Annotated in this window: 11 protein-coding genes; 5 read left to right on the top strand and 6 right to left on the bottom strand. The window is 65.5% G+C overall.

The annotated features are described in order from the left end of the window. Nucleotides 1–552 precede the first annotated feature (552 nt). The 3 genes from dapD to V5F77_RS14990 form a co-directional block, all read right to left on the bottom strand. Nucleotides 553–1419 carry a 2,3,4,5-tetrahydropyridine-2,6-dicarboxylate N-succinyltransferase gene (dapD, locus tag V5F77_RS15000; RefSeq protein ID WP_429006160.1) on the bottom strand — a complete coding sequence of 289 codons (867 nt, stop codon included), beginning with the start codon at nucleotides 1417–1419 and terminating at the stop codon, nucleotides 553–555. A 61-nt stretch (nucleotides 1420–1480) separates the two neighbouring features. Next, complete coding sequence (locus tag V5F77_RS14995) at nucleotides 1481–3091, bottom strand: peptide chain release factor 3 (protein WP_429006159.1); 1611 nt, start codon at nucleotides 3089–3091, stop codon at nucleotides 1481–1483. Nucleotides 3092–3392: 301 nt separating this feature from the next. Next, entirely contained in the window at nucleotides 3393–7892 is a 4500-nt protein-coding gene (locus V5F77_RS14990; protein ID WP_429006158.1) for a choice-of-anchor I family protein, read from the bottom strand. A 424-nt stretch (nucleotides 7893–8316) separates the two neighbouring features. Here V5F77_RS14990 and V5F77_RS14985 point away from each other — a divergent pair, with 424 nt between their 5' ends. Both V5F77_RS14985 and V5F77_RS14980 read left to right on the top strand, forming a co-directional pair. Next, entirely contained in the window at nucleotides 8317–9168 is an 852-nt protein-coding gene (locus V5F77_RS14985; RefSeq protein WP_429006157.1) for an alpha/beta hydrolase, read from the top strand. Nucleotides 9169–9178: 10 nt separating this feature from the next. Then, entirely contained in the window at nucleotides 9179–9646 is a 468-nt protein-coding gene (locus V5F77_RS14980) for a secondary thiamine-phosphate synthase enzyme YjbQ (protein ID WP_429006156.1), read from the top strand. Between the two features lie 182 nt (nucleotides 9647–9828). Here V5F77_RS14980 and V5F77_RS14975 read toward each other — a convergent pair whose 3' ends face one another. Further along, nucleotides 9829–10869 (bottom strand): glutamine synthetase beta-grasp domain-containing protein, encoded by a 1041-nt coding sequence (locus tag V5F77_RS14975; RefSeq protein WP_429006155.1) that lies wholly within the window; start codon nucleotides 10867–10869, stop codon nucleotides 9829–9831. A 476-nt stretch (nucleotides 10870–11345) separates the two neighbouring features. Here V5F77_RS14975 and V5F77_RS14970 point away from each other — a divergent pair, with 476 nt between their 5' ends. From V5F77_RS14970 to V5F77_RS14960, 3 genes are all read left to right on the top strand, one after another. Then, nucleotides 11346–11543, top strand: a complete 198-nt coding sequence (locus V5F77_RS14970; RefSeq protein WP_429006154.1) for a DUF2735 domain-containing protein — start codon at nucleotides 11346–11348, stop codon at nucleotides 11541–11543. A gap of 439 nt (nucleotides 11544–11982) precedes the next feature. Continuing rightward, a complete protein-coding gene (locus tag V5F77_RS14965) occupies nucleotides 11983–12651 on the top strand; it encodes a response regulator transcription factor (RefSeq protein ID WP_429006153.1) in 669 nt (222 codons plus the stop codon). 73 nt (nucleotides 12652–12724) lie between these two features. Then, nucleotides 12725–14095: an AmpG family muropeptide MFS transporter gene (locus tag V5F77_RS14960; RefSeq protein WP_429006152.1), complete on the top strand. Its 1371-nt coding sequence runs from the start codon at nucleotides 12725–12727 to the stop codon at nucleotides 14093–14095. A gap of 324 nt (nucleotides 14096–14419) precedes the next feature. On the opposite strand, the gene V5F77_RS14955 is transcribed toward V5F77_RS14960, so the two are convergent. Both V5F77_RS14955 and V5F77_RS14950 read right to left on the bottom strand, forming a co-directional pair. Beyond that, nucleotides 14420–15274, bottom strand: coding sequence for a C40 family peptidase (locus V5F77_RS14955; RefSeq protein ID WP_429006151.1), 855 nt, complete (start codon nucleotides 15272–15274; stop codon nucleotides 14420–14422). Beyond that, complete coding sequence (locus V5F77_RS14950) at nucleotides 15271–16632, bottom strand: leucyl aminopeptidase family protein (RefSeq protein WP_429006176.1); 1362 nt, start codon at nucleotides 16630–16632, stop codon at nucleotides 15271–15273. Before V5F77_RS14950 ends, V5F77_RS14955 begins: the two co-directional genes overlap by 4 nt. Between the last annotated feature and the right edge of the window lie 68 nt (nucleotides 16633–16700).

Below are 16700 nucleotides of genomic sequence, written 5' to 3'. Positions count from 1 at the left end.
CGATCAGCCCTCGAACGCGCCGCGACACTGTTCTTGGTGCCCGCCGCAGTCTCATGCCATCGTCTCGTGCACGCTAAACTCTCGTCTGTCGTGACAGGCGAAAGAGATGCGCGATGCCCTGAATACCCGCCGAAGCTGTCGTGAAACGTGCGGCGCCGGTTGAAGCGCCACGCTCTGGCAAGGCGGCGGAATATAGCGGCTCGCGCGCGCCAGACAAGCCGGTCGGCAAAACTTTCTGGCGGTCTCAACACCCGCGTCGGGCACCGCCGCAAACCGGCGCGCAGCCGGGGACAGAAATCGCCCGAGAACCCTGGAGGCGGGGCGGGCAACCCGCGCAAACGCTGTAAAGCGCGCTGCGCCGCATAACCCAGAGCGGTCTTTGGGTCCATCGTTCTACAGCGCGGTGGGCAAAGGCGCGGCTATTGAGGCGCACCACGCTGAAGAGTCACCCCACCTTAAAGCAAGGGTGATGAGCGTCCCGCATCGGGGTTGGACACCCGCGCTGCGCTTGCGCGAAATCAGCGTGGGCCCGGTAAGCCCGGGGCGTTGGGATCAGTCGCGCAGCAGATCGTTGATGGAGGTCTTGGCGCGGGTCTTCTCGTCCACGCGCTTCACGATCACGGCGCAATACAGCGAGGGGCCGGGCCGTCCGTCCGGCAGCGGCTTGCCGGGAAGGGAACCGGGCACGACCACCGAATAGGCGGGAACCTCGCCCACAAACACTTCGCCGGTCTCCCGGTCGATGATCTTGGTGGACGCGGAGATGAACACGCCCATGGAGAGCACGGACCCGCGCCGCACGATCACGCCCTCCACCACTTCCGAGCGGGCGCCGATGAAGCAATCATCCTCGATGATCACGGGGCCGGCCTGCAGCGGCTCCAGCACGCCGCCGATGCCGACGCCGCCGGACAGGTGCACATGCTTGCCGATCTGCGCGCAGGAGCCCACGGTCACCCAGGTGTCGACCATGGAGCCCTCGCCGACATGGGCGCCGAGGTTCACGAACGAGGGCATCAGCACCACGTTGGGCGCGATATAGGCCGAGCGGCGCACGATGGCGCCGGGCACGGCCCGGAAGCCGGCGGCGCGGAATTCACGCTCGTCCCAGCCCTCGAACTTGGAGGGCACCTTGTCCCACCAATGGGCGCCGCCCGGGCCCCCGGGAATGGGCTCCATGTCGTTGAGGCGGAACGAGAGCAGCACCGCCTTCTTCAGCCATTGATTGACATGCCAGCTGCCATCGGCGCGCGGCTCGGCGACCCGCACCTTGCCGGCATCGAGCAAAGCGAGCGCCGCGGTCACCGCCTCGCGCACGGGGCCGGTGGTGTCGAAGCCGATCTCGGCACGGGCCTCGAAGGCCGCGTCGATGATCAGTTCGAGGTCGGGATTGGCGGCGGCGACGGCAAGGTTCGGCATGGTTTCCTCTTGAGGCTGCGGCGCCTTTCTGGCGTGCCGCGTATTGGATGGGGCAGGAGGCTCAGCCGCGCTCTTTCACCGAGACGAATTTCAGCTTGGGCCATTCCTCGATGGCGCGGTCCAGCACCCATTGGCTGCGGGCGAGATAGACCGTCGCATCGTCGCGGTCGCGGGCGATGGAGGAGCGGCTGGTTTCGATGAAGCGCTCGATCTCAAGCCGGTCGCCGACGATCCAGCGGGCGGTGACGAACGAGACACTCTCGTAGCGGATCGGAACGCCATATTCCTTCTCCAGCCGCGAGGAGAGCACGTCCAATTGCAGCGTGCCCACCACGCCGACGATGGGGGAGGGGTCGGAGATCGGGCGCAGCACCTGCACCACGCCTTCCTCCGCCATGTCCTGCAGCGCCTTGGAGAGCTGCTTGGCCTTCATGGGATCGGCCAGCAGCACCCGGCGCAGGATTTCCGGCGCGAAATCGGGAATGCCCTCGAAGCGGATCACCTCGCCCTCGGACAAGGTGTCGCCGACCCGCAACATGCCGTGGTTGGGAATGCCGATGATGTCGCCGGCCACCGCCTCGTCCACCGTCTCGCGCTCCTGGGCGAAGAAGAAGATCGGGTTGGCGATGGCCATGTGGCGCTTCTCGCGGGCGTTGTAGAGCTTCATGCCGCGCTTGAAGGTGCCGGAGCACAGGCGCACGAAGGCGACGCGGTCGCGGTGGTTCGGGTCCATATTGGCCTGGACCTTGAAGACGAAGCCGGAAACATTGTCTTCGTCCGGCTGCACGATGCGGCCATTGGCGCTGCGCGGCAGGGGGCTCGGGCCGAAGGTGCCGAGCCCGGCAAGCAATTCGCTCACCCCGGCTTCCTTGATGGCGCTGCCGAAATACACCGGCGAGAGGTGCCCCTCGCGGAAGCTTTCGAGATCGAACGGGGGCAGCACGCCGAGCGCGAGGGTGAGCCCCTCCACCGCCTCGGCCAGGATGCGCGGCTCGATGCCTTCGACCTCAAGCAGGTCTTCCGGCTGATCGAAAGGCACCAGGCGCGTCAGCAGGCCGCCGCGCTCCTCCGCGAAGCGCGCGCATTTGTTGGGCACGTCGATGAGGCCGCGAAAATCAGTGCCCATGCCGATCGGCCAGGTGAAGGGCGTGAGGTCCAGCGCCAAGGTGGCGGCGATGTCATCCATCAGGCCGAGCGGGTCGAGCCCCTCGCGGTCCACCTTATTGATGAAGGTGAAGAACGGGATGTCGCGCAGGCGGCAGACTTCGAACAATTTGCGGGTCTGGCTCTCGATGCCCTTGGCGGCGTCGATGACCATCACCGCCGCATCCACGGCCGAGAGGGTGCGGTAGGTGTCCTCGGAGAAGTCCGAGTGGCCCGGCGTATCCAGCAGATTGTAGACGATCCCGTCGCGCTCGAAGGTCATCACCGAGGAGGTGACGGAAATGCCGCGCTGCTGCTCGATTTCCATCCAGTCGGAGCGGGTGCGGCGGCGGTCGCCGCGCGCCCGCACCTGTCCGGCCATGCGGATGGCGCCGGAGGCAAGCAGGAGCTTTTCCGTCAGCGTGGTTTTACCCGCGTCGGGATGGGAGATGATGGCGAAGGTGCGCCGGTGCGCAAAATCGGGAGAAGCGGCGGAAGTCGCCGTAACATGGGCGGTCGGATCGAGCATGGCCGCCTTATAATCCGAAACGCGGGCGCGAGAAACGGTCTCGCGCGCATCAAATCCCCAGCGCCGTGCAACGTGTCAGGGCGCTCGGGGCGGACGCGAGAGGCCGGACGAAAGAGGGTCGGCACGAAGGTGACGGATACCGTGGTCGCGGGCGGATCGTGAAAACAACAAGGCCCTCCGCGGGAGGGCCTTGGAAGATTTTGGAACAACAGCTCTTGGAAGAACCTGGACGGTCGACGCCTGGCATCCGAGAAAGCCAGGGCCGGCCGCGCGCACAGGGCGCGCGCGGCATGGCCAAGCTTCAGCTCATCGCGCCATCGGCGAAGGTCTGGCGGCCTTCGTAGATGCCGGAGGTGAGATAGTGCACCAGCGGGTTGACCCCCGCCTCGGCAACGTCGGCATAGGCCGCGAGGTACGAGGAGGAGTCGAAATTCACCGAGGGGTCGCGCCCTTCGGCCGCACCGTACAGGAGATAGTGCGCCACCGGATCGACGCCCGCCGCGGCGACGTCCTTATTGGCTTCGAGATAGGCCGAGGTGTCGAACAGCGCGTTGGGGTCGCGGCCTTCCTTGATGCCGTACTGCAGATAATGCTGGTAGGCATCAATGTCGGCCTGGGCCACGTCGCGATTGTTCAGCACATAATATTCGGCGTCGAAGCCGTTCACCAGGGTCTTGCCGATGGCCTGATAGATCTCGCGGCCTTCCGCCTGCCCGAACTGCAGGTAATGCGCGAGCGCAGTCATGCCGGATTGGGCCACGTCGGGGTTGTGAGCGAGATAGAGCGCGGCATCGAACTTGGCCGAGGGGTCGCGGCCTTCGGCGGCGCCGCTGTTGATGAAGTGGGACAGCGGATCGTAACCCGCCTTCGCCACATCGGCATTTGTGGCGAGATAGCCCTTGGTGTCGAAGAAGGCGTTGGGATCGCGACCCTCGGCGGCGCCGAAGCGGGCGTAATGGGCCTCGGCGTCGAGGCCCGCGGCCAGCACGTCTGGGTTTGAGAGCAGATAAAACAGGTCGTCGACGAGCGGGTTGCTGTCGGCGCCGTCGATCACGCGATCGGCGAATTCCAGCTTCTCGATGCCGGTGAGCAGGTCCTGCGTGCCGCTGGGACCGGAGACCACGATGCCCTGGGTGGTGAAGGCGAACTTGAACTCGGCGAAATTGTTCGCGAACACGGCCGTGTCGATGCCGTTGCTGCCCCGCACCACATCGTCGCCGGCAGTGAGCTGGAAGCGCTCGTCGCCGTCGGTGCCGATCTGGGTCGGCGAGTCGTTTACCGAGTCGGAGCGGAAGTTGAGGTTCTGGATGCGGGTATCCAGCGCCATCGGGGTATCCGCCTCGTCGAAGGCGGTTTCCTTGGTGGCGTGGTTGGCGGCGATGTAATCGTTGAACGCCTTCTGCTCGCCCAGGGCGTTGGCTGGGACATTGGGCGCCACGGTGAAGTCCACCGCCTCGTCCAGGGCCGGGCCGACGGTTCCGTCGGTGAGGAGATACCGGAAGTTCTCACCGTTCGCTTTGGTGGGATAGCCATCGCCGCCATTGGCGGTGAAGTTCAGTGTCACGACGCTGATCTTGGAGGGGGCGAATGGGTTCACGACACCGTCGTCCACCAGGACCGCGAGCACGTTTTCGTTCTCGTCGATCAGCGCCACATCGGTGATGCGATGGCCGGCCGGGAGGTCGGGGTCATAGGCGAAGCGCACGCCGCCGATCTGCGGGAAGCGGCCCTGGTTGCCGCCGGCGGCAACGCCGTGCTCGAGGATCGCCAGCAGGCCGGCGGCCGTGGTGTCGAACACCATCAGCTTGTTGTCGAAGCGCAGGGAGTTCTCCACGTCGAGCTGGGAGATGCCGCCCGCTTCCTTGCCGGCGTCGGGATTGGCCGCCGGGCCGATCTTCTCGCCGGTGGCGGGATCCACGGTGCCGATCTGGGCCCGGATGCCGCCGCCGTTCTTCAGCGACACGATGAATGTGTCCGCGCCGAGCGCCTTCTGGGCGAAGGCGCCGTTGGCGTCGGCGGAGAGGTTGCCGAAATTGGTCTCCTCGCCGCGCACAAAGGTGCGCTCGCCCTCGAGATAGACGTCGGTATAGCCGAACACCGTGCCGTCCTTGGCATCGATGACGTTCGATACCGCGTCGGCGATGTCGCGCACCTTGTCGCCCTTGGAGCCTTCGGCGAATGCCTTGTCGATGTCAGAGCCGTAGGCTGCTTCCAGCGTCTGCTGGTTGGAGGCATAGGCGCCGTTGATGCCGGTATTGGCCGTCAGCGACGGGAGGATGATGTCGCCGTTGGCGTCGAAGTCCACCACCAGGCGGCCGAGATAGCTGTATTCGTTGTCGGTGTTGATGATCAGCGTGGTCTTGCCGTCGGTGCCGGCAGTCGTGATCGGATAGGTGTCGGCGAAATCGGCGCCATGGCCGGGGAACGTGCCCGCCACGTCGTTGGCATCGCCGAGCCGGGTGTGGGAGCCGGCCGCCAGGATGATGTCGACGCCATGCAGCTTGGTTGCGAGCGCGCGCTCGTTGTCCAGGTTCTGGAGATGGCTTTGTAGGATGATCTTGTTCAGGCCCGAGGCCAGCATCTGGTCGATGATCGGCTGGAGCTGGGCCGCCAGCAGGTCCATGTCGTCGACTTCGACATTGTTGTCGCCGGGCTCACCGGCCTTGGGGAAGCCGTTTACCTCGGTACCCGAGGGTGAGGAGATCCGCTCAAGCACCTGGGTCGTGGCGCCGAGGATGCCGATCTTCTCACCGCCCTCGGTGACCGTCACCCAGGGGGCGATCTTGCCCTTCACGCTGGCGGCGTCCTGGCCGCCGGTGGTGACGAGCGACTTCACCGCGCTGTCGCCGGAAAAGTCGAGATTGGCGGAAACGGTGGCGTATTGGGCACCCACCCATGCGCCCGAACCGCGGATCGAGTCGGCATAGACCGAGGAGCCGAGGTCCCATTCATGGTTGCCGATGGCCGACACTTCGACGCCGAGGGCGTTGAGGATCGCGACATCGGGGCGGCCCGCAGCGGTTGAGCCGATCAGGGTGTTGAGCGAGGGATCGGTGCCGGCATTGATGAAGGGGCCCGGGATGTAATTATCGCCGCCGCTGAGGATCAGCGTGTTGGCATATTGGTCGTCGAAGCGGTCCACCAGCGCGGCCATGATCGGCGCGGTGTCCTCGGCGAGAAGGCCGGCCTCGGCGTCGGAGAAGTGCAGGAGCTGCAGCGTATAGGCCTTCGGCTCGACCAAATAGGCGGTGACCGACCCGCTGATCTCGTTGGCGCTGAGCAACAGACCCTGGCCCGTGGGGCTGTCCACCGGCGCAATATATTTGACGATCTCCGGGCCGTAGTCGACAGAGGTCGCGGGCATGTAGCTGACGAACTGGATGTCGGTCGGGTCGGTGACGTCATAGGTCATGATGCCGCCGAGGCGCTCCAGGCCCACGAAGGCGAAGAAGCGGCCGCCGACATTGGCCACGTCGACCGCTTCCGGCTCCGCCGCCTTGTTGTCGGAGCGGGAGTCGAATCCGCTGCCGTTCTCGCCATTGAACGCGGTTGCCGCATTCGGCAGAGCGGCGGCGATGGCCTCGAACTCGCCGCCGGTCTCGTCCACCTTCGCGATGGTGCCGTCGGCATTGACCCGGAACACGGACATGCCGCGGCCGCCGAAGGCATAGATGGCTTCAAGGCCAGGGGTGTCCGGGTCGGTATCGCCGTCGATCTTGGAAATGGTCAGGCGGCCGGCGCCATCGTCGTTTTTAAGGATCGCCTCGTTGCTACCGAAGATGGCGTTGTTGAGGTCCATATCCTTGAGGCGCGCCTCGTCCGAGCCGTCGACGCGGGAATCGCCCTCGTTGGCGGTGACGAAATAGGTGACGCCGCCCACCGTGAAGGTCGCGATGGCGTCCGGCATCAACATGCCGCGGATCGGGTCGTTGCCGATGGAAATGGCGCCGCTGTTGCCCGCGCCGTCACGATCGGAGAAGTCGCCGGCATTGCCGGGCAGGGAGAAATCCACATAGCCGAGCGGCAGGATGGATTTGAGCACCGCCGTCTTGCCGGAGACGTCGAACACGCCCACCGCATTGACTTCCTGGAGCGTGACGTAGGCAGTCTTTCCGTCGTCGGAGAGATCGATATATTCGGGCTCGATGTTGAGCGAGGCGAAGGTGCCCGGCGTGATGCGGATGCCGAGGGCGCGCAGCGCGTCTTCCTGGCCGTCGAAGGTCCCGAAGCCGGTGGTCTGGGCGGTCGCAGCCGCGGCGCCGCCAGACATGTCGATGATCGAGATGGAGCCGGCCGGATCGCCAACGCCGGCGACCGGCTCGCCCTCGTTCGCGACAAGGATCTTAGAGCCGTCGGCCGAGAAGGTGATCATGTCCGGCAGGACGCCGACATCCACCGTCTTGATGAGCGCGCCGGTGGTGGTGTTGTAGAGCGCGACCACCCCGTTCGTCATGCCGTTCGCGTTCTGCACCGCGACCGCCAGCGTATTGCCATGGACTGCGATCGAATTCATGCCGCCGTAACCGGAGACGGCGCTGACATCGATCTCGCCGATCTTGGTCATGGCCGCGGTAGCGGAGATGGAGACGATCTCCACCTTGTCCGTCACGTTGTTCATGACGAACATGTTCTTCGTCACCTTGTCGTAGGCGAAGACCTCGGCGGATTCGGTGCCGGATCCGGTCTGGTAGGCTCCAAGGCGCGTCAGCGTCAGTGCGTCGCTGCCCATGGGAGTGGTGAGGGAACCCGCGAGCGAGTTCGCCATGTCCTGAATCTGGATGCCGTTGACCGTTCCAGCCATGAATAGCCCCTAATAGTTAGCCAGCTTGAAATGCGTTGGGTGGCAAAGTGACGTAAGTGGCGCGCAGCCGAGGCATCGTATATCAGGCGGCATTTGATCAATTTGTGACGTTTAGATGATTTACATTTCTCTATATTTCTTGTGGAATTCTGTGAGCCGACTGAATAATGGTAATTCTTGTAGTCAAAATCGGCCGACTTCCGCAGAAGCGAGGGGATAATGAATCGACCTGGTGCGGCGAATGACGATTCTTATCGTGTCACGTCTCATCTTCGCCGAGGCGCCTCTGCGGCATCCTCAACGTCGCCTGGAGGGGCAAAAAAACGCCCAGCGTCGGCCCCGTGGGGGCACACTTGAACCGCGGGCTGTTCCGGTGTCGGCTCGGTACCGGCGCGGATGGGATTCGGCGCGCGGAGGAATAGGGATGGTGAACGCGATCGAGGCGCCGGACTGGCGTGCCCTGGACCAGGAGGCCCGGGACCGTGGCTTCAACAATTCTGCTGCGGTGGCCGATAGCGCGGAGATCCTGCGCGGCTGGGGCGTGCGCTCCGCGGCTTTGCGCAACCAGTGCTGCCTCACCCTCGATTTGCCCTATGGCCCTGGCCCGCGCAACCGCATCGACTTCCTCAAGGCGGCTGAACATGCCCCGACGCTGGTGTTCATCCACGGCGGCTTTTGGCAGATGCGGGCGAAGGAGGATTTCACCTTCTGCGCAGCCGGCCCGCTCGCCCACGGCATCAATGTGGCGCTGATGGGCTATACGCTTGCGCCGGATGCCACCATTGACGACATCGGCCAGGAGATTCGCGCCGGCTTGCGATACCTGACCCGCGAACTCCCCGCGCTCGGCGGCGATGTGGATCGGGTGTTCCTCTCGGGCTGGTCCGCCGGCGGGCATCTGGCGGCGATGGCGCTCGATCACCCGCTGATCAAGGGCGGCATCGCCATCTCCGGCGTGTTCGACCTGGAGCCGATGCGCCATATCTATATCAACGACAAGCTGGGGCTGGACGAAGCGGCGGTGGCGCGCAACTCGCCGACCTTGCTGCCCGGGCGCGGGGACGTGCCGCTGATCCTGGTGGCGGGCAGCGCCGAGTTGCCCCTCATGCGCAAGCAGACCGCCGATTTCGCCGCCCACCGTGCGGCCCAGGGGCTGCCGGTGCACTATGAGGAAATCCCCGATGCCAATCATTTCACCATATTGGAGACCATGGCCGAGCCCTCTGGGCGCATAGCGAACCTCATCGCAGCCCTGGTGAACGGCGTCGCGCTATGAAGGCCCTGGCATGAGCGAGATCCGCCGCAGCCGCCCGCGCGTGAGCGCCCTCGACATCTGCGCCCAGGCGGTTCTGGAGGTGGAGACGCGCGGCGAGGGTTTCACCGACCTGACGCGCGAGGCGCGCGCCTTCCTCGTCGAGGTCGGTGCGCGTGACGGCATGCTGCACCTCTTCTGCCGTCATACCTCGGCCTCGCTGACGATCCAGGAAAATGCCGATCCCGACGTGCGGGTGGACCTGCTCACCGCCCTGCGCCGGCTTGCCCCGGCGGGCCATCCCTGGGTTCACCATCTGGAAGGACCGGACGACATGCCGGCCCACATTCGCACCGCGCTGACCGCGAGCGACGTTTCGATCCCGGTGGCCGAGGGCGCGTTGCGGCTCGGCACCTGGCAGGCGGTCTATCTCATCGAGCACCGCACCCGCCCGCATACGCGCGAGGTGGTGCTGTGTTTCTGTGGGGCGGCGCGGGATTAATACCAAATCCCCATGAGTAGTATGACGCGTGTGGATTTGGTGAAGCCCGCGCGGCGCCTGAACCGTAGCCCTCTCGGCCAGGTCAAACACCGGGGCCGTTGGTATAACCGGGACCGTGACGCCAAAAAGAAAATGGCGCGGACCCGAGGGGCCGCGCCATTTCCAGACAAACGCGTAAAAAATCAGGCCGCAGCCGAGACGCTGTCCTTGGTCGGAACCTCGGAGACGGTCTTCAGGATCTGCGAAGCGATCTGGTAGGGGTCGCCCTGGGAGTTGGGGCGGCGATCCTCAAGATAGCCCTTGTAGTCATTCTTGACGAACGAGTGCGGAACCCGGATCGAGGCGCCGCGATCCGCAACACCATAGCTGAACTTGTTCCACGGCGCGGTCTCGTGCTTGCCGGTCAGGCGCATGTGGTTGTCCGGACCGTAGACGGCGATATGGTCGTCGATGTTCTTGTCGAAGGCCGCCATGAGGGCCTCGAAATATTCCTTGCCGCCCACTTCGCGCATGTACTTGGTCGAGAAGTTGGCATGCATGCCCGAGCCGTTCCAGTCGGTGTCGCCGAGCGGCTTGCAGTGGAACTCGATGTCCACGCCATACTTTTCGGTCAAGCGGAGCAGCATGTAGCGGGCCATCCACACTTCATCGGCAGCGCGCTTGGAGCCCTTGCCGAAGATCTGGAATTCCCACTGGCCCTTCGCGACTTCCGCGTTGATGCCTTCGTGGTTGATGCCGGCTTCGAGGCACAGCTCAAGGTGCTCCTCGACGATCTCGCGGGCAACGTCACCAACATTCTTGAAGCCGACGCCGGTGTAATAGGGGCCCTGCGGGGCGGGATAGCCATGCTCGGGGAAGCCCAGCGGACGGCCGTCCTTGTAGAAGAAGTATTCCTGCTCGAAGCCGAACCAGGCGCCTTCGTCGTCCAGGATGGTGGCGCGGGCGTTGGTCGCGTGCGGGGTGACGCCATCCGGCATCATGACTTCGCACATCACCAGGGCGCCGTTCTTGCGCGCCGGGTCGGGATAGATGGCGACCGGCTTCAGCACGCAATCGGAACTGCGGCCTTCGGCCTGCATGGTGGACGAGCCGTCGAAGCCCCAGAGGGGGAGTTCATCGAGCGCGGGAAAGTGGTCGAATTCCTTGATCTGCGTCTTTCCACGCAGGTTTGGAACGGGTGTGTACCCGTCCAGCCATATGTACTCGAGTTTGTACTTTGTCATTTCGAGCCTCTCGTGAGCTGATGACGCGACGTGTGACCTAGTTCGAAGGCGCGGCCCCGAAAAAGGACCGGCCGCGAATGGCGGGCCCGACCGCCGGATGGCTGAAATCTCCCTAGCATTTAATATGCCAACCTAAGGATCGCCCGGTTCCCGGCCCCGGAGCCGAAAAACGGCGCCCCGTCCGTCCTGCACAAGATAGGCGGCTCAGCATGAGACCGCGCGGCATGCTCAGGAAATGAACAGGCACCATCTGACAGCAACCCAGTGACGAACCGCAGGGTGCGGCCGGAACTTGTCGCGTAACCGCGCGTTCCGTTCTGGAGAATGCTAGCCGAAGATGCAAAAACCGAAGTGCTGATAATGTAGTCAAATGATGATTTTAAAAGAGGCAGATTGTGTAAATCGCGGGCATCTTGTGTTATGCTGATGCAACGTCTGATGCGTTATCGCACAGCATAGAAGGAGTGAGAGAACGAATGGCTACGAGTCAGTATCGCGGATCTGCAAAGATCTATGCCTTCCCAGTCGGGGGTCGTGCCGGTGTTTCCAGTCAGCGGACGCCCACAAAGCCCAATAACGATCTCGCAGAGATGCAGATTGCGACGATGAGCTTCGGTAGCAGCTGGTATCACGAGGCCGCTATTCAGGACGCAGAACCGCCACGCAAACGGTGAAATAGAGACGGAACTGTATCCCATGCCGCCGTCATCTTTTGAAGATCCTATAGTAATCTGAGGGCCGGCCTGTCGCAGCGCCGGCCCTTTTCGTTTGCAACGTCCGGACTGCGTCACCACGCCTCGCCGCAAAACATTGCCACGCCTTGTGTCGCGCCGCCGATATCGGCGCTCCACCCTCATTTTTGCAGAAATGCCTAATTTTTAATCCTGACTGCCTTTCGAGTAGGCATGCGCTGGACGTGGTGCGGTGTGCGCGCCAGTCGGCTGAAATCAGCCGACTTTTGACCTCCCCGCTTGACTTCGACCTTCCCCCTATGTCTCAAGGCAACGCAGGGTCGGCGCGCTTGCCACATGCGCGGTAGGGTTCGATCATCGCCGTTTCCGATTCGTCGGCGACCAGCTCTGACAGAACCGGCGGACCGGGGGGAGAAGCCATTTGGGAGACGCCAACGCCTTCCGGCTCGTGATCGCCGACGACCATCCGATGTTTCGAGGTGCCTTGCGCGAGGCGCTCGCCTCCCTTTATCCGCAGAGTGAAATCGCCGAGGTCGGCACGTTTGACGACCTCCACGCCCTGCTGGAGAAAGAAGCCGATTTCGACCTGATCCTTCTGGACCTCACCATGCCCGGTGCGCGCGGCTTTTCCGGCCTCATCTATTTGCGCGCGCAATATGCCGGCGTGCCGGTGGTGGTGGTCTCCGGCAATGAGGAGGCGCCGATCATCCGCCGCTGCCTCGATCTCGGTGCCTCCGGTTTCATTCCCAAGACACTCGGCGTCACGGCCATGCGCGATGCGGTGGCGACCGTGCTTGCCGGCGGCAGCTGGGCGCCGCCCGACATCAACCTCTCCGGCCGCGGCGATACCGAGACCGATGCCATCATCGCGCGCCTTTCCACCCTCACCCCGCAACAGGTGCGGGTGCTGATGATGCTGTCCGAAGGCCGCCTCAATAAGCAGATCGCCTATGAGCTGTCGGTGTCCGAGGCGACAGTGAAGGCCCACGTCTCCGCCATCCTGCAGAAGCTCGGGGTGGAAAGCCGCACCCAGGCAGTGATCGCCGTGTCAAAGGTGGAGACCGGCCTGTGGAGCCACGGGCAGGCCTGAGTGCCCGCCGCCTGAGCCCTGAGACCGAGCATCCGGGCCATGCGCGGCCCGGCCCCTTGCAGGAGACCGCCCGATGAGCCTCACCTCTGCGAATGCGCGTGTTGCCTCCGCATTCGCGGCCCTCGGCGTGTATCTGCGGCCGAGCGTGCTGGTGGTGATCCTGCTGGGCTTCTCCTCCGGCCTGCCCCTGGCGCTGACTGGCACCACATTGTCGGTGTGGATGACGGAAAGCGGGGTCAATCTCGCCACCATCGGCCTGTTCTCCCTGGTCGGCCTGCCCTACACGCTGAAATTCCTGTGGGCGCCCATCGTCGATGCGCTCGACGTGCCCTTGCTTTCCCGCTGGCTCGGGCGACGGCGCGGCTGGCTGCTGGCCACCCAACTCGTGCTCGCCGGTGCGATTCTCTTCCTCGGCATCCAGGATCCGGTCGCGGCGCCGGTTCTGGTGGCGCTCGGGGCGGTGATCGTCGCCGCCGTCTCGGCGACCCAGGACATCGTGGTGGACGCCTTCCGCGTGGAACGGCTCGACACCAGCGAGCAGGCGGCGGGCATGGCGGGCTATGTGGCCGCCTATCGCATCGGCATGCTGGTATCGGGGGCCGGCGTCATCGCCATCGTCGCGGCGCTGGAAACCTATGGCGTGCCGCGGGCGCAGGTCTGGACCTGGGGCTATGTGGCCGCCGCCCTGTTCATGCTGGTGGGTATCGCCGCCACCTTCCTCGCCCGCGAGCCGGAGGCGCCGGTGCGGCATGACGGCGACACCGCGACCCGCGAGGGCAGCGCGCTGAAGCGGGTCGTCGCAACGGCAGTGGGCGCGTTCAGCGAATTCCTGTCACGCGATCAGGCGGTGACCATCCTGCTGTTCGTGCTGCTCTATAAATTCTGCGATGCGCTGGCCGGCGTGCTCACCGCGCCGTTCGTCATCTCCATCGGCTTCGACAAGGCGACCTATGCGGCCATCGTGAAGGGGGTCGGCTTGGCCGCCGCCCTACTCGGCGGCTTTGCCGGCGGGGCGCTGGCGCGGGCCTATCCGCTCGTCACCTGCCTGTGGATCGGTGGCATTTTGCAAATGCTGTCCAACCTCGCCTTCTCCGCCCAGGCATTGATCGGCGTGAACGTGGCGGCGCTCACCGCCACGGTGGTGGTTGAGAATTTCACCGGCGCCATCGGCACCGTGATCTTCGTCGCCTATCTCTCGGCTCTGTGTGGCGCGCGGGCGCACACGGCCACCCAATATGCCTTGCTCACGGCCCTCACCGCCGTGGGTCGCACGTTCCTCGCCTCCGGCGGCGGCTATATCGCGGAAGCCACCGGCTGGGCTTTGTTCTTCCTCATCACCGTCATTGCCGGCCTGCCCGGCCTTGTCCTGCTGGCGTGGCTGCAAGTGCGCGGACATTTCAAGGCGCTGGCGAAGAAGGAGGCGGTGGACGTCGCTGGACTATAGCGTCCCGGGGAACGCCCGGACCCGAGACGACGAGTGCGGTGCCGCTCGGAAGAATGCGCGTCCCGGCCAAGGGAAGCGGCGGCAGGGCCGACGCGGAACGCGAGCCGGGACCCCAGCACAACAGGCCGCCGCAGGCGCTTCAATCCCTCAAGCGGGCGATGCTTTTGGCCGGCTTCGCCGCATCCTCCCCTGGCTCCCGGTTCGGCGCTCCGGCTGCGCCGTCGCTGGACCGGGACGCGAGAGCGGCGCGGGGCTCCTCCCGCGTGCGGGGGAGGGAGAAACGGGGGAGAGTTGGGGAGGGGGAAGTCCAGTCCCGGCGCGCGCTTAACCCTCCAGCCGCTTGATGCTGCGCAGCGGCGTCGTGGCGCCGATGCGGGCGAGCGCGGCCGGCAAGGGCTCGCGGGCGACGGACATGGCGAAAGCGTTGGCGTGCAGCAGGTTCGCTTCGTCCTCGACGATGGCCACGTGGCCCGGCCAGAACAGCAGGTCGCCCCGCCGCAATGGCGTATCCAGCGGTACGGCCGCGCCGAGGGCTGCTTCCTGCTGGTCGCTGTCGCGCGGGGCGGCGATGCCGCAGGCGGCAAGGGCGGTCTGCACCAGGCCGGAGCAATCGAGCCCGAAGGCCGAGCGCCCGCCCCACAGATAGGGCGTGCCCAGGAACCGGGCGGCCACATCGACGAAGTCGCCCTCCACATGATCCACCGGCACCAGATGCACCGCGGGTAGAAACCCCTGAGGGGTCACGGCCAAGGCACCGCGCAGATCGCGCACCTCCACCCGTCCGCCGAACGGCAGGACCGCGCGGGGCGGCAGCTTGATGTCGGGGCCGGGAAACAAAAAGGTGCGCTGCGCCCGCACCTTGTGGGTCGGCGCGGGACCCAGCGCGGCGAGCGATTCGCTCGGGAGATAGCCCACATAGCCGTCGGCTTCGAGCTGGCCCCAGGCCCAGCCCTCGCCCTCGTCCTCGTAAATGGTCACGATCTCGCCCTGGAGCGCCTCGGTATCGAGAGCGGCGGTGGAGGAGGGCGCGCGCCGCACCGCCGCCACCGGCTCCACCACGCGCCGTTTCACGCCTTCATTATAGAACGGCGCGTCGACGATGCCCCGCAGGCTTTCGGCGGCAAGAGTGGCCTTGGCGGGGGTGAGGCGCGGGTCACGGCCTTTCAGATCCTGGCTCATGCGCCGTAACGCTCGGCGATCAGGGCATCGAGCGCACGGATGGTCTGTGCCTCCCCGCCTTCCGGCCGACCCGGACGGGCGGAGGGGTTCCAGGCATAGATATCGAGATGCAGCCAGGATTTCGCCGTCTCGACGAAGCGCGCGAGGAATAGCGCCGCCGTAATCGAGCCGGCGAAGCCGCCGGTGCCGGCATTGTTGATGTCGGCCACCTTGGAATCGATCATCGAGGCATAAGGCCGCCACAGCGGCAGGCGCCAGAGCGGATCGGCCTGCGCCTGCGCGTGGCGGGCGAGATCGGCGGCCAGCGCCTCGTCATCCGTATAGACGGGGGGCAAATGCGGGCCGAGCGCGACACGGGCAGCACCCGTGAGGGTGGCGAAATCCACCAGCAGGTCGGGACTATCCTCATCCGCCAGCGAGAGCGCATCGGCCAGCACCAGCCGCCCTTCCGCGTCCGTATTGCCGATCTCCACCGTCAGGCCCTTGCGGCTCGCAAAGATGTCGCCGGGGCGGAAGGCATCGCCCGCGATGGCATTCTCCACCGCCGGGATCAGCACCCGCAGCCGCACCTTCAAGCCGCGCGACATGATGAGATGGGCAAGGCCGAGCGCGGTCGCCGCTCCGCCCATGTCCTTCTTCATGATCAGCATGCCGGAGGAGGGCTTGATGTCGAGCCCGCCGGTATCGAAGCACACGCCCTTGCCCACCAGCGTCACCTTCGGCGCGTCTTCCGGCCCCCAGGTGAAATCCAGCAGGCGCGGCGCACGGGTCGCGGCGCGGCCGACGGTATGGATCAACGGGAAATTGCGCGCCAAAAGGTCCGGGCCGACGATGGCGCGGAAGCTTGCCCCATGGCGGGCAGCGAGCCTGCGGGCCGCATCTTCCAGCTCGGCGGGGCCGAGATCATTGGCGGGCGTATTGACCAGGTCGCGCACCAGGCTCACGGCTTCCACGGTGCGGGCGAGGGCGGCCGCATCGTCCGCGGCGCCGAGCTTCAGGCGGACCTGACCCTTGGAATTGGCCCGGTAGCGGGTGAAGCGATAGGTGCCGAGCGCGAAGGCGAGGGCATCGAGCGCGCCGATCTCCCCCTCCAGATGATAATCGCCTTCCGGCAGCAGGCCCGGCAGCGCTCCGGCGGCGAACGGATCGCCCTTTTCCCCCGGCACGCCGAACAGGAAACCCGCGACCCCCCCGTCCGCACCCGGCAGGGCGAGCAGCTTGCCGCTTTCGCCCTTGAACCCCGCCGCTTCCGCGAACCGCCGCGCCGCCGCGGACAAGGGCGCGGTTTTGAAGCCGTCCCGGGTCACGAGGCGCACCGGCACGGAAGACATGGCGGCAGGGGCGAAGCACTCGGGCATCACGATCGGCATGGCGGTCTCCTTGGCCTTGCTGGTTAGCATGGCCCCCGGCCGCCGAGCCAGCACCG

The sequence above is a fragment of the Roseixanthobacter psychrophilus genome (assembly GCF_043195195.1).
In the GTDB taxonomy this organism is placed as follows: Bacteria; Pseudomonadota; Alphaproteobacteria; order Rhizobiales; family Xanthobacteraceae; genus NCEH01.
Note: the sequence above shows the minus strand (reverse complement) of the source record. Positions and strands in the feature narration are given on the sequence as shown.